The organism is Hyphomicrobium sp. 01T421 (genome assembly GCF_056398805.1).
In genome coordinates this window covers 187770-208148 of record NZ_JBFTQC010000004.1, presented here as the reverse complement: position 1 = coordinate 208148, position 20379 = coordinate 187770, and the positions used below count along the sequence as shown (strand labels likewise).

Here is a 20379-nt window from a genome sequence, read left to right as displayed (position 1 = left end):
TCCTGTCCCGCCCTGGGCTTTTTGCGCGAGATCAATACCGATGACCCTGCATGCCATTAAAATCTTTATGGTTGCTCTTATGGTGGTCGGTGCGGCGACGCGCGCGATCGGAGACGACGACCACGATGACGACAGAAGCGAGCGCGAAGCCGTACGAGCAGCGGTCGAACGGGGCGAGCTGAAGCCGCTTTCCGTGGTGCTGCAGGCTGTGCAGTCGAAACTTCCAGGTGAGGTCGTCGGCATTGAGATCGAGCGCGAACAAGGAGTTTGGATATACGAGTTTCGTGTAGCCGGAGAGAAGGGCCGCCTGTTTGACGTCTACGTTGACGCTGCGACCGCTCAAATCCTGAAGACTAAGGAAAAATGATGCGGGTGCTGGTTGTTGAGGATGACGCTCGGATCGCAGCAGACGTGTGCAAGGCGCTGCGGGCTGCAGGCTACGTCACCGAGACGGCGTCCGATGGCGAGAATGCCTGGTTTCTCGGAGACACCGAGGATTACGATGCCGTCGTTCTTGATCTCGGGCTTCCGCATATGGACGGCTTGACGGTACTTAAGAAATGGCGGGAGGCTAAACGGAACCTGCCTGTGATCGCGCTGACCGCTCGCGGGAGCTGGATGGAACGGGTCGAAGGCATCGATGCTGGAGCCGACGACTACCTGCCGAAGCCGTTTCGCATGGAGGAGCTCGTAGCGCGCTTGCGCGCTCTGGTCCGGCGTTCCGCAGGGCATGGGTCTCCCCTCCTCACTGTCGGCGACCTATCTCTTGATGAGCGGCAAATGCGGCTAAGCTTGGCGGGCGTTCCAGTCGATCTCGCGCCGCTGGAATACCGAGCCATTGCCTATCTCATGCACAATCAAGGGCGCGTGGTCTCGCAAGCAGAATTGAGCGAGCACATTCACGGAACGGAAGATGCTTATGATTCGAATGCGATCGAAGCCCTGATCGCTCGTGTGAGGCGCAAGATTGACGGTGATGTGATCAAAACCCGGCGCGGTTTCGGCTACATCATCGCTGAGCCAGGTTCATGACCGCTGGATCACTACAGCTTCGCCTTATCGCTGGAGGCGCAGCGGCTATTATCGTGGCGCTGGTTGTTGCCGGCATCGGATTGGCGCTGCTTTTCGAGCGCCATGTCACACGATCCCTCACGAACGATCTTGAAGTCGATTTGCGCCAGGCGATCGGGTCCTTGGAAATCGACGCTGGCGGCCAGCCTCTGCTGAAACGCGAGCCATCCGACCCGCGTTTTTCGGAGCCGCTGTCTGGCCTCTATTGGCAAATCAGTACTGCCGCTGGCGGGATGACGAGATCGCGGTCGCTATGGGATTCCAAGCTGCCCCTTCCCCATGATGCCCTGGCTCCCGGCGACGTTCATTATCATCGCGTCATTGGCCCCAGGAACGCCGACTTGATCGCTGTCGAGCGGACCGTCGTCGTGAGCATGAATAATAATGCGTCTCCCGTGCGGCTCATATTTGCGGCCGATATGGCAGGTATTGCCGAGGCTCGTCGCGCGTTTGTCGGCGATCTCGTCCCGGCGCTCGCATTGCTCGGCCTTGTTCTCGGTGCAGCAACCTGGATCCAGATCGGCTTGGGTCTCAAGCCCTTGGAGCGCCTGCGCGACCGGATTGCTGCCGTGCGCCAAGGCCGATCCGCGCGATTGGAAGGACCGGTTCCAAGTGAGATTGAACCATTGGTCGACGAGATCAATGGTTTACTCATTGCGCGGACGCTCGAAGTCGAGCGCGCGCGCGGACGCGCTGCAGATCTGGCACACGGCCTCAAGACCCCGCTCGCAGCGCTGGCCGCTGATGCGAGGGTTCTTCAGGAAAAAGGAGATCGCGAAGGCGCAGCCCGATTGATGGAAGTCAGTGAAGCGATGCGCCGGCACGTCGACCGTGAATTGGCCCGTGCTCGTATTCGCGGCTCCCGTGGCCTGGGCGGCATCAGTCCGACGCCCATCCGGCCCCTCGTCGAATCGCTGCTTTCGATCCAACGACGTTCCATCGACGGCAAATCGCTCTCATTTGAAACCGACTTTAGCGGCGAGCCGGGCGTTAGAATCGACAAGTCTGACCTGGCGGAGGTGTTGGGCAATCTCATCGAGAACGCCGGCCGGCATGCACGATCTCGCGTTCGTATCGGATGCCGTGGCGACGGGATGATATACGTGGAAGATGATGGCCAGGGCATAGCAGAAGCTGACCGCGCCAATGCCATTGAACGCGGTAAGCGCCTCGACGAAAAGGGTGACGGCTCGGGCCTAGGTTTGGCCATTGTCCAGGAGGTGCTCGACGCCTACGGACGCAAACTGACGCTCGAGACTTCGAGCTTCGGCGGACTCCGAGCCGTATTCTAGAACTCGGCCTTCCGACTGCAGCTCAGAATTCAACGCGCTTGATGCCTCTCGAGATAAGAAACGAGGTCATCGATAACTTGGTCGGCCCGTTCCGGCGAAGTGTCCCTCTTGAAGTAACGTTCCCACGCGAGCAAACGCATTGTTCCGTGACCGCTTATACCGCCATCGCGAATGATCGCTTTGACGCGGTCTTCAAGAAACATCCCGCCGTTGAGCTTCGTGGTTGTCCGTTGTCACGCCAGTTTGCTCCGGTAAATCTGCGCCATCGCCTTCAGGCTCCGATGCAGGACAACGCGCACAGTGCCTTGCTTGATGCCTAAGCGGCTTGCGACGTCCTTGATGGCCATGCCTTCAAGTGTGATTAGTCGCACGATTTCACGCTGACGCGCCCGTAGCGCGTTGAGCATAATCGTCAATTCTTGAGGGTCGAGCTGCTGGTCTTCCTCATCGGTCTGAAGCGTTTCGATGACGTCGTCGAGCGGCACCTTGACGGCCCTTCCGCCCCGGCGCAGATGATCGATCAACTTGTTTCGCGCAATCCCAAACACCCAGGGTGTGAGAGGTTCGCTCTTGTCCCACGTGTGTCGTTTCAGATGGACTGCCAGCAGCGTTTCCTGCACAACGTCTTCCACGTCGTTCGCTGGTAAGCCGAAACGGGCATAGCCAGAACGGGTCGCTGAACGGATGACCGGAGCAAGAGCTGTTAAAACGTTGCGGTATGACGCCTCATCACCTGCAATGGCCGCGCGCATCTGGTCACTCCAAATCTTGTCCCGTGCCTTGTTGGACGACCTAGAGTCTCCGGTGACATTTTCGGGGGTGGCTAGCGAATTGTAGCGGCGGCTGGTTGATCTCGCGCCCGCTAATCCAACTGCGACATTGCAAGTTGCCGACGCCAATCCGACCAATGTGGTTGCTGGTCGGGGAAGCTCAACTGCAAGGGCTAAGTTAGCTGTCATGGATGGACTCTTTCGAATGGAGCAAACTCTTGCCCCGCAACCGACGCGATGTCGTGAGTGATGCTGGCATATCGAAATCCCGCATTATGCTAAGGGGGCCCGCTTTCGCGATCTATCGTCGCCTTCTCGAGCTCGGCAACGCGTGCGCGGAGCGGAGCCGTGATTGCCTCGATATCAGCAAGCGTGAATCGCTGTGCGATGTATTGCGAGCAATTCCAGTCGAACGCGTCCAAACTTATGAGGATGCCCCGTTCAGCCCGCGCCTCAAGTCCCGGCATAGACATTCGTTTAAGAACTTCGCGTTCGTTGACTTCGATAATCTTTGCTCTTCCGAGAATTTTGAGACGGGCGCGGTTCGGATAGTCCATAAGAAAAAGCGAGACACGTTCTTCATTCATTAGATTGCCAACACTGACATACTGGCGATTGCCGCGAAGATCGATGAAGCCGAGCGTGCGTTCGTCCAGAACTTTCAGAAATCCTGGCGGTCCGCCACGGTGCTGAATGTACGGCCAGCCAGTCTCGCTGACCGTTGCCATGTAAAAGCTATCGCGTGCAGTGACGAAAGCGGTCTCCGTGGCACCCAAGACGTTATGGTGGGCTTCGCCGGTTTCCACTCGGGAATATGCCCGCCGGCTCCCCTTCAATTCCTGAACCGCCTTCACGTTCTTAGTGAACGTGAGTTCGCAATATCTATGGCCCATGTATCACTCCGCGCACCCTGGTCAGTTTCGTTTCCTCTCAGAGGTGCTCGACCGCGACCGATTTCAGCTTGGCCCAGTTCTCGTCAGCTTTCCTAATGTTGCCGGCAATATCCTCGGACCACTTCGACTGAATGTCGGAATTCAGATTCAGAAAGAGGCGATTATCCACGACCTTCCAGTAACGTGGATCACCGTCAAATTTCTTCCCCAGCACTGTGCCGTAGGCGCAGAAGCCTCCGTATGCCGGCTCGTAATGCGAGGGATCGGCTTTGAAGGTGTCGAGGTTTTTTTGGGTCGTAAATCGATATGCGGCGCCCCCGTACGCAAGAGCAAACCTATCGCTGCCAACGGCCGGGGTACCCTGGAAAAATGAAATTACATCGTAGCCGTGCGCGGCTAAGCCGGGTCCAGCTAGTGTTGCGCCACGTGAGGTGTTTCGATCCTCAGGCACGGGAACCGTCGCAGGAAATAACAAGCCGGCTGTGTTCACGAGGGCGTCTCCTTGATTTAAATCGCTGGTTCATTCGGCCACCAACCGATAGCTCCTTCCAATCTTCGGTGGTATCGGCTATTTTCGATAGCTTTCCTCTCGAAAATTGGGAGTCTCAATGGATCGCTTGGACGCGATGTCAACGCTGCTCGCGGCAGTAGGGACCGGCAGCCTGTCTGGGGCTTCGCGCAAATTGGGAATGCCGCTCGCGACCGTGAGCAGGAAGGTCTCGGAATTGGAGGCACATTTGCGTACGCGGCTTCTGACGCGAACCAGCCGGCGCCTCGAACTCACTGACGCCGGTCGCGGTTATGTGGCCGCTTGCAAGCGCATCATTGAAGAAGTTGACGAAGCCGAGCGTGCGGCCACCGGTGAATACAATGCGGTAAAGGGCAATATGGTAATCGCGGCACCGATCGTGTTCGGCCGCTTGCACGTCCTGCCAATCGTAACAGAGTTTCTCAAGAATAATCCGGATATCGACATCCGCTTGGCCCTAAGCGACACAGTCATCAGCATCATGGAGGACCATGTCGATGTCGCTGTTCGCATCGGCAGACTCGCGGATAGCAGGCTAGTTGCCAGCCGCGTCGGATCAGTTGGCTTAGTAACTTGCGCGAGCCCTTCCTATTTAGCTCTGCGGGATACACCCAAGAAGCCAGCGGATCTCGAGCAACATGATTGCATCACGTTCGACAGGCTGGCATCCCCGACAGCTTGGGCGTTTAAGTCGGGCAAAACGGTCCAACAAATCCCTATACGCTCTCGGCTGACTGTTAACACAGCAGAGGCCGCCAGCAATGCGGCGATCGCCGGACTTGGTATCACGCGCCTCCTGTCCTACCAGATTGAGCATGCAAAAAGGACGGGAGCGCTCGTCCGAGTCCTTCAAGACTTTGAGCCTGAAGTTTCACCGGTTAGCCTCGTCTATGACGATCAAGGCGTCTTTCCTATGAAGCGACGCGCATTTCTCGACTTTGCATATTCGCGCTTAAAATCAAGACTTTCAGAGAAGGGCCTTACTAAGACGGTGGATCTTTAGCCATCGTATTTTACGTTTGACGCTTGAAACGCCTCGATCGACGCGGCCCGGTCCGCCATGACGTTTTTCACGCACGGACGATTAGCTACAAGGTCCATAAATGCAGGCGCGTTTGGCACTAATTGCGCGACCATGTTTTCGCCATACACCTTTTTCGTCGTCTGTTCGATCATGATAAAATGGAAGAACGCGACGCAGTCGGCGGCGGTGAACGTTTCTCCAAGGAGATACGGGCGGAAACGCGATAGCCTTTCCACCGCTGCCAATCCAAGTATGAGCCTGTGGCGGACTTCGAGTTTTGTCTCTTGGGACACTAGCCCGCCAAAAAACGATTCCTTGTACAGCCGTCTTGCGGTCCATTCCGCGTTGAGTTCAATGTGCTGAATGATCTCTCGACACTTGGCGCGCGCAAACAGATCCTGTGGGTACAAAGGCTTTTCCGGAAAGCGGTCTTCCAAATATTCCAAAATAGCCTGAGATTCCGATAGTCCGCCCCAGGCAGTTTCAATGAATGGTATTTTTCCAAGCGGCGAGCTTTGACGAAACGTCTCGCGCTCCCAAGGAAACACCAAGCGTTCCCGGAAAGGTATTTGCTTCTCCAAAAGGATCAACTTTATCTTATTATAATAGTTGCTGACGCCAAAGCCGCACAAAGTAATCATTTCTGGTGTTGCTGCAAAAGGCATAGATGCACCCCCATGCGCGCGAAGGACTTTCAATGGACTTCAGAGTTTAAAGCGCTACGACACAAAGCACGCGGGAGATATAGCGATCTTGGCCCATCTTCTCACAGGTCCCTCGCCACCATTCTCTCGTTCTCGGCACTGAGGTGAGGAGGCTTTGATCTCAGTGAGTGGAAATTTCTAATAATCGGCTTGATCGCAATGCCGACGCCCTCGGTATTACCATTGGCGGTGTTCCGTTGGTTGGTCCGTAATTTAGGCAAGCGCCGAATTGCTATTTCAGCTTTTGGCGCAAAGCGGACGTTGATCGCTCAGTTTATCCGTGCCCGCATTTAAAGCCAAAGCAGACTTTTTCCGGAACTCGCGTCAGCTTCATGCAGCTGCAATTTCCTCTGCATTCGGGGCGCATCGCGGGGCTCCCGGGACGCATCCCGTTGTCTCTGATGGGCATCGTGGTGGCCGCTCTGTCACTGACCGGCATCGTGATCTGGTTAAAAAGCGTTTGGCGCGGGCGAGGCGATCAGACAGCGTCAGATTGGAGCCTGCGCCATGGCGCGTTTGGCTGTCCTCTTTGGGCCAACAGCTGACATCGCGCGAGATTGAGGCGGGGGTAATTAGAATGGCCCTCTATCCCAGTAGCGGACCTCCGTTGCAGGGAAGAGCGCTCTAGAGACTACCTCGACGAGCCGTCCGCTTTCCGGGCCTGACCGGACATGTGAGTTGGCGCGCCAGAGGCAGTGTCTACTCCAAAGCGGTCTCCACTGATGCATGCCAATCAATCTAAAATGGGATGGCTTTCCGAAGCGATCGACCTATATCGCCTGCTTCCTTCGTGATGGAGCGTCCCGCCTTTGTCGCGGGATCGGCGATGATGTCGGCCGATTTTAATCGCCGGATTGGATCGATACGGAGGGTCTTGCCGACAAACGGAAATGCAGTGCCGACTCCCAGTCACGGGATGAGGTCTTTTGAAAACTTGAGGGGCGCTGAAAGTATGCCTCCGACCGTCGCCCGAACGATCCGCCCGACCGTGTTATGACGGCGGCACGTGTGCGTCTTCGTGCATATATCTACCTCGCCCTCCTGAAGAAGGACGAGGGTATCGCCATTACCATCGACATAGACATCGAACACAGTTCCGCGCACACCGATAGTCGCTGACGGTGTGTCGATGCGATAGGCATCTTTCTTTTCCGAGCCGGTGATGAAGCGAAACGTGCCCTTGATGAAATTGACCCCGATGCTCGTCACGCCACCTGAATTTCCAATTACGAAATCATCGAGCTTCAAACCGGCGTTCGGCCCAAGAGCAAGCTTTGTCTGGTCGTCGAGCTTCAGCTCCGCTTGCGCCTCGTTTCCTGTCTCCAGATACTCCGAGCGGTGAACCCGGCCACCTTCCTGCAAATCTCGTTTTTCCTCGCCGAGCGTTGCCACGACCTGGCGCTTGATCGTTACGGCCGTGCCGATCTCTGGCGCCACGTCGCCAGCAAAGGCCGACCAATCGAACGCCAGCGACATCGCCGCGACTACGACGACGAATTGCCCAGCACGTCGAATGCTTGGCGGCAACTTGCTCCGCATGCGCAATATCCGAATAAAGGGTTTCCCTCATTTTGAGCGTTATGTATCATGGCGCCCGAAATCCACCACGGGGCTTTTTTAATCGACATGCCGCATAATTGGGCGTCTCGCGATCGTTGGCTGAGCATTCGCGCGACGTACTGGCTGCTGATCGCCGGCGCATTGGCGGCAAGTGTACAACTGCGCGAGAAAGACCCGGAATTTGTCGCCCGTTTGCGATTGCTCAGCTTCGACGTCCTGCAGCAAACACTGCCACGCGCGGTGAATGCTGATTATCCGGTCCGCATCATCGATGTCGACGAACTTTCGATAAAGACATTCGGCAATTGGCCGTGGAGACGAGATGTCCTCGCTCGTCTCATCGATAAGCTTTTTGCGTCCGGCGTCCGCGTTGTTGCATTCGACATGGTTTTTCCGGACCAGACGCCGAGCGTCTTGGACCAATTGCCAGAACCATTGCGCAGCGCCCCCGAGTTAAAGCCACTGCTCGACACGTATTCCGAAGGACCGTCCCCGGACAATGTGATGGCGAAATCGCTAAGCGGCCACCCCGTCGTGCTCGGCATCATCGGCACGTCCAGGAATATTGGTTTCACCTCACAGGCAAAGGCATCGTTCGCAACGATCGGCGAAAATGCCTCTGCCTTTGCTCACGGGTTCCCGGGCGCATCCGGCAATATCCCCGTTCTTGCACGCGAGGCCGCCGGCATCGGTGCGTTGAACTGGTTTCCGGACCACGACCAAATCCTCCGCCGTATCCCGTTGCTCGTCAGCGTAGCAGGCGAACTCTACCCCTCGCTCGTTGGGGAGTCGCTACGAGTGCTCACCGGCGCTAAGACGATCCGCGTGCGCACCGCCGGAGAGGGTGGGCTTTACGGGAAATACGGGCATTACGACGGTCGGAATCGGTGACGCAATCATCCCAACCGATGCCGATGGCCAGCTATGGATTCACTTCTCGCGGCACGATCCGAAACGCTCGATTTCGGCGGCCGACGTGCTTCGAGACGCGGTGCCGCCCGGCAGCCTTGATGGCCGCATCGCAATCATCGGCACGAGCGCGCCTGGACTTCTCGACTTGCGCGCGACACCGCTCGATCCCGTCATTTCCGGCGTCGAAATCAATGCGCAGGCATTAGAACAGTTGATCGAGAATGCCCCACTCGTCCGTCCAGACTATGCGAAGGGAATGGAAATCGCCGTCACCGTGATCTCGACTCTACTGCTGGCGGCGATGATCTATCTCTGGGGCGCAAGCATTGCTGCCATCGTCGGATTTGCTACGGTTTGTCTGTTTCTCTTGGGCAGCCTCTGGGCTTTTTCCCATGGGTTGCTTCTGGACGCAGTGTTCCCGATTATGACGAATTCCGCCGCCTACATATTGGGAACGGGCTACCTCTACTTCGAGGCCGAAAGCGAACGCAACCGCGGCCGTCAGGCACTACAGCGCATCGCACAGGAAATGGAGTCAGCCGCGCAGATCCAGCGGACCTTTCTTCCGCAAGCTATTCCGACCGGTCCGCTCGATCACAAGTTCGATATTTTTGCCATCATGAAGCCCGCCAAGTCTGTAGGGGGGGATTTCTACGATTATTTCCTGATCAACGATAAAAGGCTCGGCTTCCTGGTAGGCGATGTTTCCGGCAAGGGCGTGCCCGCCGCGCTCTTCATGAGCGTCTCGCGAACCGTGCTGCGGACGATTGCGTTTGAGAACGATGAGCCGGGGCACRTGTTGTCCAAGGTCAATTCCATTCTGGCGCGCGACAATACCGAAGGCATGTTCGTCACGATCGCCTATGCCGTGCTCGATCTCGAGACCGGCGTCTTGACGTTCTCGAGCGGGACATGACGATGCTGTATTGTTGACCGGCATCGAAGATCTCGAACAAATAAATCACATGGGTCCCGCGATTGGCCTGTTCGACGATCCGGAATATCCGACCGGGATGCGCCGCCTTTCACCAGGCGACACTGTCGTTCTTCTCACCGACGGGATCACGGAGGCGTTCAACATCGACGGCCGGGTCTTTGGCTCCGAGCGGCTCGCGAAATGGCTGAACAAGCGAAAGCACGTCGCGTCGGCCGACATAGTTCAACATTTGACCGCCGAGGTGGAACGCTTCGCAGAAGGCACCGAGCAGTCCGACGACATTACGTGCGTGGCGCTCCGCTTTCGAGGTTAGCCTTCACATGCGATATCGAGACGATTGAACTCTCCCTCGCGCGCGTAGTCGATCCGGCTTGCGCGTTCTCGAATGAGCGCAACACCGAATCCGCCGGGCTCGCCCGACATCAAATCCCGATCCTTAGGAAGCGGCCATTCCCGGATGTCGAAATAGGCACCGTTGTCCCTGACGGTCGCCTCGGCGCAGCCCGGTTGAAGATTGATGTCGATATGTATGAGCGGGTCCGTACTATCCTTGAGTCCGTAGCTGATGAGATTGGCGACGATCTCGTTGAGACAGAGTTTGAGATCGGCCGCCAACGATTTTTCGATACGGCTTTCGACGAACGTCCGGTCGAGCCAAGCATTCAATCGCGTAACGTCGGAGGGCGTAGGCTGGAGACTGATCTGACCTGCGAATTGCATTGACGCTCAACTGTCACCCACCCGTTGCGATCGCGGCCGCCTCGTCCACTACGACGAGAACGATGCTGTCTATACCGGTTGAGCGCAGAACCTTTCGTGCATCATCCGTGGCGCTGAAAACGACAAGCCGCCCGTTTCTTTTGGCAATATTCCTTGCAGCTTTCACGAGTAACCTAATTCCGATTGAGGCGAGAAACGTAACGTCCTTGAAGTCGACAATGACCTTATCACTCTTGCTCGAAATGGCGCTAAAGGGCGCTTCGATTTCCCCGGCGCCGGCAATATCGAGTGGCCCGCTCAGTTTTACCTTAAGTATGCCGCCTGGCAGCCCGACTTGATCCAAACGCATTTTTTTCTCCCCCGACTCTTCGCACCGTTTTTCCGGGCTTTCTTGGCCTGTCCGATACTTATGTATGCTTCAGCCTTCAGCTGCGTCTGAGGTGAAAAACGAACTCACGAAACCCGAACCCGTGTTCGTCAGGTCGAACGAGTGCAGACCGAGGCTATCGGACATCATTCGATAGCTCGCGACACCTCGCACCGAGTTGCCGTTGCTGTCGAGGCGGGGGGAATATGTGCCTATACCGATTTGCCGGTTCACAACGCCAAGGATGCCGCCCCCAACACCGCTCTTTGCGGGAATCCCTACTTCGTAGGCCCAGCCGCCGGAGTAGTCGTACATTCCGCAGGTAAACATCACCGACTGCGTATCGCGCACCGCGTCGATATCGAAGACTTGCTCGTTGGTGACTGGATTGACTCCGAGATTGGCAATCGTCGCGCCGATACGGGCCAAATCCGTTGCCGTCACCATGATCGAGCACTGCTTGAAATAGAGGTCGAGTGCGGGCTCCACCGGCTCGGTCATGGCTCCGACGCTTAGAAGAAGATGGCCGATCGCCCGGTTACTATGTCCCGTCGCCGCTTCGGAACGATAGACGCTTTCATTGAGCGACAGTCGACGTCCTGCGGCTCGAGAAAATCGATCGAGAACGAGATCGAATGCCTGCTCGCCGAGGATATCGCGGAGCAATCCGGAAATGGCGATGGCACCGGCATTGATCATCGGATTGAACGGCCGCCGCGTCTCTGGGCTGAATTCAATGGCATTGAACGGATCGCCGCTAGGTTCCACTCCGGCGCGCGATAGAACCTCTTTGCGGCCGACGAGTTCAAGCGCCATGCAATAGGTAAGCGCCTTCGATGTCGACTGGATCGTGAATTCGACGTCGGCATCGCCCACCTTATGGATCTTGCCCTTCGTCGTGGCCATGGCAATGCCAAAGGAATTGGCCGGAACCTTTGCGAGCTCCGGAATATAGTCTGCCAGAACTCCCGTCGGTGATGGGTCGCGTTTGCTCATAGACGTAGGCGAGCATCTGATCGACTTGCGAAATGGAATTCGGCGCGAGATCGGCAGTAGTCGCATGAATTGCTTCCGGCGCCGCGATCGTCCCCCCGGATAAAATCGCATTTTCCATTTGATGAGATGGGTCCCCGCTCGGCCGCTTTTTCCAGAACATTGTTTTCGGCTCGCTGAATGTGCTCAGTTCTTGTTCAACTATGACCGCGCCTGCGCACAAGTTTGGCAAGGATGCGAAACGCGCAATGAGCCGCGCGCGTCGATCATCTGCTGCAAGTGCCGCGAGGTATTGGAGTTTTCAGGAAAGCGCCCCGCCGACAGCTTCGTATGGTGCGCAATATCTATGCCAGCCGACGCGGTCAGCGTTCGCACATTGGCTATTGGATAGGCGCTTACGGCATGTCGAAGCGCCCGTTGGGGCGACAACCGACCCCGATTTCGATGACTAGGTCGAATGCCTTCCGTGGCGCTATTGGCCGTTGGCTGGTTTATCCGTTGGCGGCGTGACTCCAATTACGGACATCGGGGCTACGAGCGATTACGCGAGGTACTCGCGCTGAGCAGGTTTGCTCTTAAATGGACGTCTTTCGAGGATGTCCGCTTTCAGACGGCCCGCGGTTTTGCGTTCACCGGTAGACCGGTAAAAATCTCCAAAGCGGGCACCGCGATAATTGAAGACTGATTGGCCATCTAGTCATGATCAAAAGAGTTTCTGCTATTGTGCGATAGGGAGATTGCGGTCGAATAGCCCGCATCAGTCCTATAGCGAAAAATCTGCTTTTGTCCGCTTGCGGTGGAGCATCGGACAGACGTTCGCGTCGAACAGGCGACACCGCATGCCCAAGCCAATGTCCGCATTCTCGGCAATGCGGACAAGACCGATTGCAGCTTCTTAAATTTTGAAATTTCCGCTTAGGGTCAAAAGCGGAACTATGGGATTCCAGCGCGACTTCCGCTCTATACTTGAAGCAGACATCTGGAGGGGACGCAGTGGTCTGCGCGATCGTGCACCAAAGAAATATCAGCTTGTGTATAGAAGCTGACAATGATCCTCAGCTCATTGTGATCAATCGAGACGCTTGCGCGTGGTGAGGCCGCTGGCGGCGTCCCACTGATCAGGGGTCATCTTTTGGACGGTTACGCTGAAGGTCCAAATGTGGCCATCAGGGTCCTTTGCTCGACAACTTCGATCACCATAAAACTGAGTTGTAGGCTCCTGCACAATCTGCGCGCCTCCGTTACGAGCGCGTTCGCAATGCGCATCAACGTCCGCGGCCTCCGCAATTTGGACATGAACTGTCTGCGTATTCTTGCCGCCGACTGATCTTGGGCTCTTGTGATCGTCGCTCCACTCACTCCCGATCATGACGACCGACGCTCCATACGTCATTTCGGAGTGAGCAAGATTGCCATTGGAATCGAGAAGGACGAACAGCGGTTCGAAACCGAACGCTTTTTCGAGCCACCGATATGCCGCTTTCGGGTCTTGGTAAAAACGGCACTCGATAGACCTTTCGGTCGATAGAATTCTGACGACATCACAGACTCCCCTCTCATGCTCGAGACATTACGTAACTAGTCGAGGGCTACTTTGGCTCGGAGATGTCATCCGACCATAGGTCGTGGTGTGCTGGGAAGTCGAATGACACTCCCGGATTTTGGTGGGACAAAAAACACAGCGAATTCAATGCGATTTTTCCGCGTGGCCGCTAGCCCTGAGCCGATCTTCGGGGTGAACCTTGAGGGCTTCGCTTATCCCTGGCCCTTCCAAATCTTCAGCCTTTTATCCGCAGCGTAGCGCCGGAAGGGTTGGCGCTATCGCGCGCCGATGATGGGTCTGTTTTTGGGGGCCGATCTACACCCATCAGCAACGACATGGACTGTCGCGCTTCCAGGTCGACGCGGGGGCGACAAGCAACCGCGAATTACAACGAGCGATCGAAAGGCTGTTGAACTAATTCCCCCTGCGCCAAGCCTGTTCTCCCGGTGCCAAGCCAAATCTCAAAGTGGCAGTTTAATAAAGTCCGCCACGAAAGGCGATCGCGGGCCGACGTAGAAGCGTGCGTCGCAAAAAAACCGGAGGATTCCATGCTGCCGAGAAACAAGAAGTTTACGGTGAGTGGAGGGTGGGTATGCGCGCTTGCCGGTGCCCTTGTCTGCGCGACGGCTACGACGGGCGCCTGGGCGGACAAGAAGGGCAACAACCCTCCCAACAACCCTCCCAATGACGATCCCACCATCCCATCGTTCTACCCGACGCCCACGCGCCACTACCTGAAAAGCAGCGTGAGCGTCTGCGATCAGGGCAGTTTTTTCGTCGGGGGCAAGCTCAAGACCACCCACTACTTCTCCTCGGTCCGGAGCGCTTATCCCAAAGCATTGATGATCGGGCAGATGTATGTCCAGTTCCAGATCCCCATCAAGTTCAACGACTATCCGATCATCTTCGTGAGCGGTGGCGCGCATACGGGGGCGAGCCTTGAATCGACGCCCGACGGCCGCGAAGGCTGGGCCCCACAGGCCCTACGCAATAACATTCCGACCTTCGTCGTCGACCAGTCGGGGCGCGGGCGATCTGGCTTCGACGCCACCGCCATTCACGAAGGGAAAGCCCTGTTGAGCAGTGGCAACCCCGCAGACCAAGCCGCAGGACGTGCTCTCATCCCCGACATGCTCATCCTGGGGACGGCCGACTGGTGGTCCGGTACGTTCGGGCATCTCGTCAATCCGGCGACTGGCCAGCCGACCAATGGGCCAGGGACGGCCAACATATGCGTCGATCAGCTGGTGCCGCATGGGTGGAGCTCGCTCGATCCGGACAACCCCACGACCGGTCACAGGCCGGGCGTGATGCCGCAGTTCCCGATCCACGCGACGAGCCCGGAGATCATTCCGCCCAATCTCATTCCAAAGGGCGAGGTGCCCGTCTGCACCATTGCAGGCCCGTCGGAATTCTATCATCTCAACTACTGGCGCGAGCTCGTGCCCAATTCGGAGATGACGCTTCCGGGTGGCACGTGCGACACATGCGTACCGACGACGATCAGCGCTGGCGGGTTTGCATCGGGACACACGTGGACACCAGTGAATATCGCGGAGCTGGTTGAGCAGCTCGGCAAGATCTATGGCGGGGCTATCGTCGCGACGCATTCCCAAGGTGGTCCGACCGGGTACCATGCCATGCGCTACCTGAAGCAGCACGGCACTCTGAATTACCTCAAGGGCCTGATTACCGTCGAAGGCACCGGGGTAACTCTTGCCCAAGCCGGTTTGACGGCGGCGGATTTCGACACCGTCCCGCAGTTGGTAGTAAAGGGTGACTATACGGCCATAAGCACGCAATCTCGGGACATCGTCGACGCGGTCATTGCTCGCCGCAAGGCTGGCCAAGGCACCGCCGCCGTCGAGTACATCAGGCTCGACGAGGCGCCGAATATTGCCAACGCTTGGCCCTATGAGCTGAAACGGCCCGTCATGGAGGGCATCACTCACATGATGATGGACGGCAGCAATGAGGGTGGTGGCTACAGCAGCAGCGACGTAATGCAAATGATCTTGAATTGGAGCAAGGCTCACATCCCCAAGATGAAAAAGGCGATTGCGTGCAAACGAACCGCTGATGAAGGTAAGGGCAAGGGCAAAAAATAAGATGATTTTCTACTGATCAATCGACAGCCCTCGGACGGCTATGGGGAGCCAAGATCGGCCCGCGCGGAGAGATCCGGGCGGGCCGTTGGCGTTTCTAGGTTATGTGGTGCTCTTCTAGGGGTGGCGCGAAGGGATTGGCTCCTGCACATCCTGCCTGAAGCTTTCTTTAATCCTCGATAGCCGCCCTGCATGAGCTTCTGATTGTGGCGATTGCGTTGCTCGTTAACAGCCCCCTCTTCGCATGGGTGCTGCGTTGGCCGTAAAGTCGAATGTGTGAGCTTCAGCCAAGACGGGTTTGTCACTGACTCCCGCTTCTGACCCTAAGCGGACTTCGCTTCATTCGATTTTCGCACACAGAAAGAAGCAGACTTTCGTCCTTCGCTCCTCTCCACGACCTAAGCCGGCATGCACAAGCTCACCTGAGCCGCATGACCACGCTGCACCTCGGCGCGTGGTGTGATGTACTCTTATCGGTTTGTCGTCGATGCGGTAACGGAGCTAGAATCTGTTGATCTCTCTCCTAGGGGGCGCCATCTAATTTCTGGCGTTGGCGCCGAGCCGGAGTTACTCCTCGTTATCGGTTGACTGGCAGCCAATCGGAACGCATCAGCTCCATCAGCACTTCATCGGATCGGCCATCCCGAGAAAATCGCGAGAGCTGATAACGGCCGCATTCGCGAAAGCCGCATCCGCGATAAAGCTCAACCGCGGATTGATTTGCGGCGGTCACTGAAAGATGCAGCGTGAAGAGATCCAATGACCGGAACGCCCAATCGATCGCCATTCGGGTGGCTCGCAGCCCATGACCCTGCCGGCGATATTTCGGTTCAGCGATCGCCAGTCTCAATATCCCGACACGATGGCGCGGCTGCACATAAAGTCCCGTATATCCGATCGGGACGAGGCTTTCGTTCTCTCTAGCGCAGACCAGCCAGGTGCTGCGACGTGTTCGACGCACGAATTCGTCCGGCGTCTGGTCATAATAGGGCAGAGGAAGGAATTCCCAGTCGCCCATGACGCCAATAAGCTCTTGGTCTGCAAACCAGCGCTCGAACAGTTTAGGCGTGTCATCATTGAACGGACAAAGGGCTGTCGCGCCATCGACGATGCTTGGATGAAGCGGTGCTGATGGCGCAACGGCAGAGACCATTGTCCGGGGCCAATCGAAACTGATCATATGCGTCATGCTCAAACCGCCAGTGCCAAATGATTGCCGGGGCTATTTTACTCCGTCGGGATCGCGTGCCTGTAACGCCTCCGCGACCGTTGCGCTCGCAAGCGCGCCCATATGCGGTGAATGATCTCTCGATAGCGCAGGTGTTGAGGGGCATGATTGCCGTTAAGTTTGCGGTAGAGCGCGAGCAACTCCGCTTGCAGGCACTCTTGTGCCCTAGTGCTCTCTCGCAACTTCGCTTTCATGTCCGTGATTTTCTTGAGCTTACCGTGGATGCCTTCCAGTTCGGCCCACATGGGGTCCACTTCATTCGCGAGCTGTTCGAGATAGGGCGCAAAAGAATCGTCCGCTACGAGAGTCGTTGGCTTCGCCTGTGCCGCCTCGCGATAAATGGCTTCCAGCCTGTCAACGGCGCCATCGATCGTGCATTTACCTCGAACCTTTGCCGTGACCCGCTCCAAATCTAAAGCCGAATAAGTGTCGAGCTGTTTCCGAAGCCACCGCTCGTTGATCTGGCTAGACGACATGAAATAGCGTGGTCCGAAATTCGAGAAGGCCCATTCATCGAAAGTATCGGTCGTTACAAGTGCGCCGGCCTGTCCCGGGATGACTGGCACAACGGCGCAGCCCGTTGCCATCGCTTCCAGCGCGCATTTGCCGATGGCGAAGACAAGATCATATTGCTGAAGGAAGACCTCAGGGCGCGGGCGGTGGTTTTTATAAGCGTGACCGATTTTGTCGAGCTTGATGTGAAGAGCGGCACATGCGGCCTCCAGTTGAAGAAGCTGCGACTCTGGCAGACGCGATCCCCCGAACAACAGTGCGCTACGAATTTGCGCCGGCGCTTGGCGCACTTCAGAGAAACGCGTCGTATTGACGAAGTTCGGGATGAACGTAACGTGTTCAGGCGCCAGTCTGAGTTCCGCCCGAGCGCGAAGCACCATCCACTCGCACATCATCACATATCTGCTGATCCTGCTGTGGACGGGAGGCCGTTCGACCCAGGGCTGCGTACCGTGGCAGTAATAGATTGCCGATGCCGCCGGGAAGCGCGCAATCGCGGCCATTGCAGGCAAGTGGTGCTGACCGTGGATCACGTCCGGTGTCCAAGGGGCATCGCGGAGTTCGCGCGCGACTTGCACGCCGCTTGGCAGGAGCAGCTTGGCGATGGCGCCGATTTGGGGGCTGTACACCGCGATCTCATGCCCGCGACCAGCCAAAGCTTTTGCCACCTCAACAGTCACCATTTCTGAGCCGGCGACATTGCTCAGCTCACGCTGCGTCATCAGGATGCGCATGCGACCTCCCGGTGCGATACGAAGGCGCGCTCCGGTGGACTGGCCACGACGAGGCTCGAAGTGGATGGAGTGGTCAAATAGCCAATTCCGAACTCAAGCCGCTGACTATCAGTCGAGGCCAGATATGCGCGCGCGAGGCTCGATTGGTCATATCGAGAGAAGACAGGAATGTCAGATGTAAATTGGCCATGAAGACCAGCACTCCAACGCCACTTTTGCAACACATCATAGGGAACGCCACTTGGATCCTGAACCAATACGGAGGCGTGATCCCGGATCACTCGCCGGAGCCGTTCAAACGGCGGTTCATGCAGCAGGTAGCTCGCGCTCTTCACGAACACGGCTAGACGCGAGGGCGCCCGAAGATGGCGATACAGGCTGTTGCCCTCATTCCAATGAACGTCTCGCAAATCCTGGCGGTAGTAATGCAGGCGCCGAGGGTCATCCGTCTCGCCGAACTCAATGCACAGGCCTTCTGCTCCGTCGTTCATTGGCTCGACCGAGAGCAGAGGCAAGCCACAACGGGCAACCTGTATCAGCAGCAACGGCAACACGCTGCGCACGTCAGTCCCGGCCAAGCTGCGGTGGAGGTCCTTTGTGATGAAGTAAGAAAAGGAAAGATAATGGCGCATCGCCTCAAGCGTGCCGGCGAGTTCAAACGCCGGCGACAACTCGTCAAGTGGCCAAAGCGAGCATGGCTCGAAGCCGACCAGGATGTAATCGCGTGCATTTGGGAAGAGGTAGTAGGGAAAACAAAAATCAGGGCCGCCAAAGGGATAGAATACCGTCGTGGGGGCGCGACGCTCGCCGAAATTGCTTTCAGCCCAGGTTTTAAAGGGCAATCCGAACGTTCGTTGAAACGAGGCAAACTCATCGTCCATTTGTCTGGCCGTCTTCTTCCATCGTCTTCCGCGACTGTATAAGCGCGCCTGCCCGCGTACATCGGGTCCCGATAGTGCCAGCGCCAAATCACGCAAGTGCGTTTGGTGCTCACTGTTCCGGTTGGCGAAGGTCAGAGTCGCGCGGCGGTGATCAGTCTGAAACAAGCGCTGCTCCGCTGGGTGGGTCAGGGATGCCGAGACTGGACGTCAAAAGCTGCCGGGCATCGTTCCAAATTTGATCTGCGGTGCTGTTCAGCGCGATAACGATGCGCCGTATTTCTCTGAAAGAACCGGACGCGACGAGGCAGTGGCCCGATGCCCGGGTGAAACCCGTTTTCATGCCGTCGCATTCAGTCATTGTACGCAGCAAGCGATTGGTATTCTTCAAGCACACCGTTGATCCGTCGCCGTGTGTTAAATCGCAGGCGGGTGTGGCGACGATGGCTCGCAAGCCGGGAATCTCGTCGATTTTTCTTGCAAGGACGGCAACATCTTCGGCTGTCGAAAACTGTCCTTCATGCGGGAGGCCACCTGGGTTGCAGAACCGACTGTTGTTCATTCCCAACTTCTTCGCCCGCACATTCATCGCGTCTACGAAAGTTTCGACGCTGCCGGAATGGTCACGAGCCAAGGCGCTCGCGGCATCGTTGGCGCTACCGACCAGCATTGCAGTCAGCAAGCTTTGGCGCGAATAGGCGTGGCCCGGCTGCAGACCTGCCGTCATTGGGAGGCATCGCGCATCTGCCGGCAGATCTTCAGGCAATATTTCGATGAGTTCGTCCGACGGTCCCCTTTCGATAACGAGTAGGGCCGTGAGCAATTTCTGAATGCTGGCGATGGGACGGCGGACGGAGGGATTTTTTGCAAAGAGAACTGTATTGCTTCCCGGCTCGATGACGATTACCCGCTCGGCTGTAATCGATAGCGCCGCGAAGTTTGTCGTCAGAGACGTCGGAAGTCTCAACGATCGCTTAGTCAGCATTCGTTCTGCAAAAGGCTCCGCAACGGTAACACCAAGACCCGAAATCTCGCTCTCCCTCGCCATACCGGACGCAAATCCCTGTTCACGCGCGCAAACCCCCCTTGCTTACCGGCGATTCTATCGCCGACGAAGTCGGCTCCTCGATTTACTTGTGCACTATCTGTTCAAAATATTATTTCCATTGGGCGACAGATACTTAAGGCTAGCACCAAAATGTTGGTCCCGTTTGAGTACGCCGGTAGCGTCGGTCCCACGCCGAATTCAGATCTGATTTGCGAGTAGCAGCTCTTGGCCCAAAGCGGACAAAGACACTTCGTCCGAAAAATCCCATTAGCCGACGTCGATATCGCGAACAGCTAGGACGAACAACTATCATCGGCGACGTCTGCTTACGAAGTAAGAGCGGTAGTCGCACTCGCGTCGGCACGTCCACTTCTGACCCAAAGCTGACGTCGGCTTTCATCGCGCTCTTCAACGCTCGATGGGTTCTTTGCAGAGAAAATCGGACATTTGAGGAGCAGACTTTTGATCAGTTCCCGGCGCCTGAAAGCTTGCTCGATGCTAATCCGACCGCGGACATCAATCGATTGTCGACTTCAGGTCCAGAAGCTGGCCAGCGAC

At 56.9% G+C, this 20379-nt stretch carries 19 protein-coding genes and 2 pseudogenes; 8 read left to right on the top strand and 13 right to left on the bottom strand.

The annotated features are described in order from the left end of the window. The first annotated feature begins 40 nt into the window (after window positions 1–40). The 3 genes from AC1DK3_RS19795 to AC1DK3_RS19785 are packed head-to-tail and all read left to right on the top strand — an operon-like array spanning window position 41 to window position 2363. Entirely contained in the window at window positions 41–367 is a 327-nt protein-coding gene (locus AC1DK3_RS19795) for a PepSY domain-containing protein (protein WP_477193954.1), read from the top strand. Beyond that, a complete protein-coding gene (locus tag AC1DK3_RS19790; RefSeq protein WP_477194011.1) occupies window positions 367–1032 on the top strand; it encodes a response regulator transcription factor in 666 nt (221 codons plus the stop codon). The genes AC1DK3_RS19795 and AC1DK3_RS19790 overlap by 1 nt, the downstream gene beginning before the upstream one ends. Next, on the top strand, window positions 1029–2363 hold the full coding sequence (locus tag AC1DK3_RS19785) for a sensor histidine kinase (RefSeq protein WP_477193953.1): 1335 nt from the start codon (window positions 1029–1031) through the stop codon (window positions 2361–2363). The genes AC1DK3_RS19790 and AC1DK3_RS19785 overlap by 4 nt, the downstream gene beginning before the upstream one ends. Before the next feature lie 233 nt (window positions 2364–2596). Here the strand turns inward: AC1DK3_RS19785 and AC1DK3_RS19780 are convergent, their stop codons facing one another. The 3 genes from AC1DK3_RS19780 to AC1DK3_RS19770 form a co-directional block, all read right to left on the bottom strand. Then, window positions 2597–3115 (bottom strand): sigma-70 family RNA polymerase sigma factor, encoded by a 519-nt coding sequence (locus AC1DK3_RS19780; protein WP_477193952.1) that lies wholly within the window; start codon window positions 3113–3115, stop codon window positions 2597–2599. A gap of 296 nt (window positions 3116–3411) precedes the next feature. After that, window positions 3412–4026: a pyridoxamine 5'-phosphate oxidase family protein gene (locus tag AC1DK3_RS19775; protein WP_477193951.1), complete on the bottom strand. Its 615-nt coding sequence runs from the start codon at window positions 4024–4026 to the stop codon at window positions 3412–3414. 37 nt (window positions 4027–4063) lie between these two features. After that, window positions 4064–4516: a YHS domain-containing (seleno)protein gene (locus AC1DK3_RS19770; protein ID WP_477193950.1), complete on the bottom strand. Its 453-nt coding sequence runs from the start codon at window positions 4514–4516 to the stop codon at window positions 4064–4066. Between the two features lie 118 nt (window positions 4517–4634). Between AC1DK3_RS19770 and AC1DK3_RS19765 the strand changes: the two genes are divergently transcribed. After that, window positions 4635–5558 (top strand): LysR family transcriptional regulator, encoded by a 924-nt coding sequence (locus AC1DK3_RS19765; protein WP_477193949.1) that lies wholly within the window; start codon window positions 4635–4637, stop codon window positions 5556–5558. On the opposite strand, the gene AC1DK3_RS19760 is transcribed toward AC1DK3_RS19765, so the two are convergent. Further along, window positions 5555–6244, bottom strand: coding sequence for a glutathione S-transferase family protein (locus AC1DK3_RS19760; RefSeq protein ID WP_477193948.1), 690 nt, complete (start codon window positions 6242–6244; stop codon window positions 5555–5557). The genes AC1DK3_RS19765 and AC1DK3_RS19760 overlap by 4 nt on opposite strands. 368 nt (window positions 6245–6612) lie before the next feature. Between AC1DK3_RS19760 and AC1DK3_RS19755 the strand changes: the two are divergent. Next, a pseudogene (locus tag AC1DK3_RS19755) lies at window positions 6613–6828 on the top strand (PepSY domain-containing protein); the annotation flags it as partial. Window positions 6829–7192: 364 nt separating this feature from the next. Here AC1DK3_RS19755 and AC1DK3_RS19750 read toward each other — a convergent pair. Continuing rightward, the gene (locus AC1DK3_RS19750; protein ID WP_477193947.1) at window positions 7193–7822 is read right to left on the bottom strand and encodes a FecR family protein; all 630 of its coding nucleotides are present in this window, start codon (window positions 7820–7822) and stop codon (window positions 7193–7195) included. A gap of 48 nt (window positions 7823–7870) precedes the next feature. On the opposite strand from AC1DK3_RS19750, the gene AC1DK3_RS19745 reads away from it, so the two are divergent. Next, window positions 7871–8734, top strand: coding sequence for a CHASE2 domain-containing protein (locus AC1DK3_RS19745; protein WP_477193946.1), 864 nt, complete (start codon window positions 7871–7873; stop codon window positions 8732–8734). Further along, window positions 8688–10005, top strand: a pseudogene (locus AC1DK3_RS19740) (PP2C family protein-serine/threonine phosphatase). Before AC1DK3_RS19745 ends, AC1DK3_RS19740 begins: the two are co-directional and overlap by 47 nt. Here the strand turns inward: AC1DK3_RS19740 and AC1DK3_RS19735 are convergent. The 4 genes from AC1DK3_RS19735 to AC1DK3_RS19720 all read right to left on the bottom strand — a co-directional run bounded on the left by AC1DK3_RS19735 (window position 10002) and on the right by AC1DK3_RS19720 (window position 13210). After that, window positions 10002–10412, bottom strand: coding sequence for an ATP-binding protein (locus AC1DK3_RS19735; protein ID WP_477193945.1), 411 nt, complete (start codon window positions 10410–10412; stop codon window positions 10002–10004). The pseudogene AC1DK3_RS19740 and the gene AC1DK3_RS19735 sit on opposite strands and share 4 nt — an antisense overlap. A 13-nt stretch (window positions 10413–10425) precedes the next feature. After that, window positions 10426–10761 carry an STAS domain-containing protein gene (locus AC1DK3_RS19730; protein WP_477193944.1) on the bottom strand — a complete coding sequence of 112 codons (336 nt, stop codon included), beginning with the start codon at window positions 10759–10761 and terminating at the stop codon, window positions 10426–10428. A gap of 69 nt (window positions 10762–10830) precedes the next feature. Further along, window positions 10831–11775, bottom strand: a complete 945-nt coding sequence (gene glsA, locus AC1DK3_RS19725; RefSeq protein ID WP_477193943.1) for a glutaminase A — start codon at window positions 11773–11775, stop codon at window positions 10831–10833. 1066 nt (window positions 11776–12841) lie between these two features. Beyond that, window positions 12842–13210, bottom strand: coding sequence for a VOC family protein (locus AC1DK3_RS19720; RefSeq protein WP_477194010.1), 369 nt, complete (start codon window positions 13208–13210; stop codon window positions 12842–12844). 653 nt (window positions 13211–13863) lie between these two features. On the opposite strand from AC1DK3_RS19720, the gene AC1DK3_RS19715 reads away from it, so the two are divergent. Then, complete coding sequence (locus tag AC1DK3_RS19715) at window positions 13864–15423, top strand: alpha/beta hydrolase family protein (RefSeq protein WP_477193942.1); 1560 nt, start codon at window positions 13864–13866, stop codon at window positions 15421–15423. Window positions 15424–15997: 574 nt separating this feature from the next. Here the strand turns inward: AC1DK3_RS19715 and AC1DK3_RS19710 are convergent. The 4 genes from AC1DK3_RS19710 to AC1DK3_RS19695 all read right to left on the bottom strand — a co-directional run bounded on the left by AC1DK3_RS19710 (window position 15998) and on the right by AC1DK3_RS19695 (window position 19758). Beyond that, window positions 15998–16609 (bottom strand): GNAT family N-acetyltransferase, encoded by a 612-nt coding sequence (locus AC1DK3_RS19710; protein WP_477193941.1) that lies wholly within the window; start codon window positions 16607–16609, stop codon window positions 15998–16000. 38 nt (window positions 16610–16647) lie between these two features. After that, a complete protein-coding gene (locus AC1DK3_RS19705; RefSeq protein ID WP_477193940.1) occupies window positions 16648–17895 on the bottom strand; it encodes a glycosyltransferase in 1248 nt (415 codons plus the stop codon). Next, the gene (locus tag AC1DK3_RS19700; protein WP_477193939.1) at window positions 17883–18776 is read right to left on the bottom strand and encodes a hypothetical protein; all 894 of its coding nucleotides are present in this window, start codon (window positions 18774–18776) and stop codon (window positions 17883–17885) included. Before AC1DK3_RS19700 ends, AC1DK3_RS19705 begins: the two co-directional genes overlap by 13 nt. Before the next feature lie 151 nt (window positions 18777–18927). Beyond that, window positions 18928–19758, bottom strand: a complete 831-nt coding sequence (locus AC1DK3_RS19695) for a D-alanyl-D-alanine carboxypeptidase family protein (RefSeq protein WP_477193938.1) — start codon at window positions 19756–19758, stop codon at window positions 18928–18930. Window positions 19759–20379 lie beyond the last annotated feature (621 nt).

Coding starts and splice junctions, on each gene's coding strand:
- AC1DK3_RS19750 (WP_477193947.1), bottom strand. CDS start 7,822: ATGCGGAGCAAGTTGCCGCCAAGCATTCGACGTGCTGGGCAATTCGTC.
- AC1DK3_RS19715 (WP_477193942.1), top strand. CDS start 13,864: ATGCTGCCGAGAAACAAGAAGTTTACGGTGAGTGGAGGGTGGGTATGC.
- AC1DK3_RS19745 (WP_477193946.1), top strand. CDS start 7,871: ATGGCGCCCGAAATCCACCACGGGGCTTTTTTAATCGACATGCCGCAT.
- AC1DK3_RS19775 (WP_477193951.1), bottom strand. CDS start 4,026: ATGGGCCATAGATATTGCGAACTCACGTTCACTAAGAACGTGAAGGCG.
- AC1DK3_RS19735 (WP_477193945.1), bottom strand. CDS start 10,412: ATGCAATTCGCAGGTCAGATCAGTCTCCAGCCTACGCCCTCCGACGTT.
- AC1DK3_RS19780 (WP_477193952.1), bottom strand. CDS start 3,115: ATGCGCGCGGCCATTGCAGGTGATGAGGCGTCATACCGCAACGTTTTA.
- AC1DK3_RS19700 (WP_477193939.1), bottom strand. CDS start 18,776: ATGGACGATGAGTTTGCCTCGTTTCAACGAACGTTCGGATTGCCCTTT.
- AC1DK3_RS19705 (WP_477193940.1), bottom strand. CDS start 17,895: ATGCGCATCCTGATGACGCAGCGTGAGCTGAGCAATGTCGCCGGCTCA.
- AC1DK3_RS19785 (WP_477193953.1), top strand. CDS start 1,029: ATGACCGCTGGATCACTACAGCTTCGCCTTATCGCTGGAGGCGCAGCG.
- glsA (WP_477193943.1), bottom strand. CDS start 11,775: ATGAGCAAACGCGACCCATCACCGACGGGAGTTCTGGCAGACTATATT.
- AC1DK3_RS19695 (WP_477193938.1), bottom strand. CDS start 19,758: ATGCTGACTAAGCGATCGTTGAGACTTCCGACGTCTCTGACGACAAAC.
- AC1DK3_RS19795 (WP_477193954.1), top strand. CDS start 41: ATGACCCTGCATGCCATTAAAATCTTTATGGTTGCTCTTATGGTGGTC.
- AC1DK3_RS19760 (WP_477193948.1), bottom strand. CDS start 6,244: ATGCCTTTTGCAGCAACACCAGAAATGATTACTTTGTGCGGCTTTGGC.
- AC1DK3_RS19710 (WP_477193941.1), bottom strand. CDS start 16,609: ATGACGCATATGATCAGTTTCGATTGGCCCCGGACAATGGTCTCTGCC.
- AC1DK3_RS19730 (WP_477193944.1), bottom strand. CDS start 10,761: ATGCGTTTGGATCAAGTCGGGCTGCCAGGCGGCATACTTAAGGTAAAA.
- AC1DK3_RS19790 (WP_477194011.1), top strand. CDS start 367: ATGCGGGTGCTGGTTGTTGAGGATGACGCTCGGATCGCAGCAGACGTG.
- AC1DK3_RS19765 (WP_477193949.1), top strand. CDS start 4,635: ATGGATCGCTTGGACGCGATGTCAACGCTGCTCGCGGCAGTAGGGACC.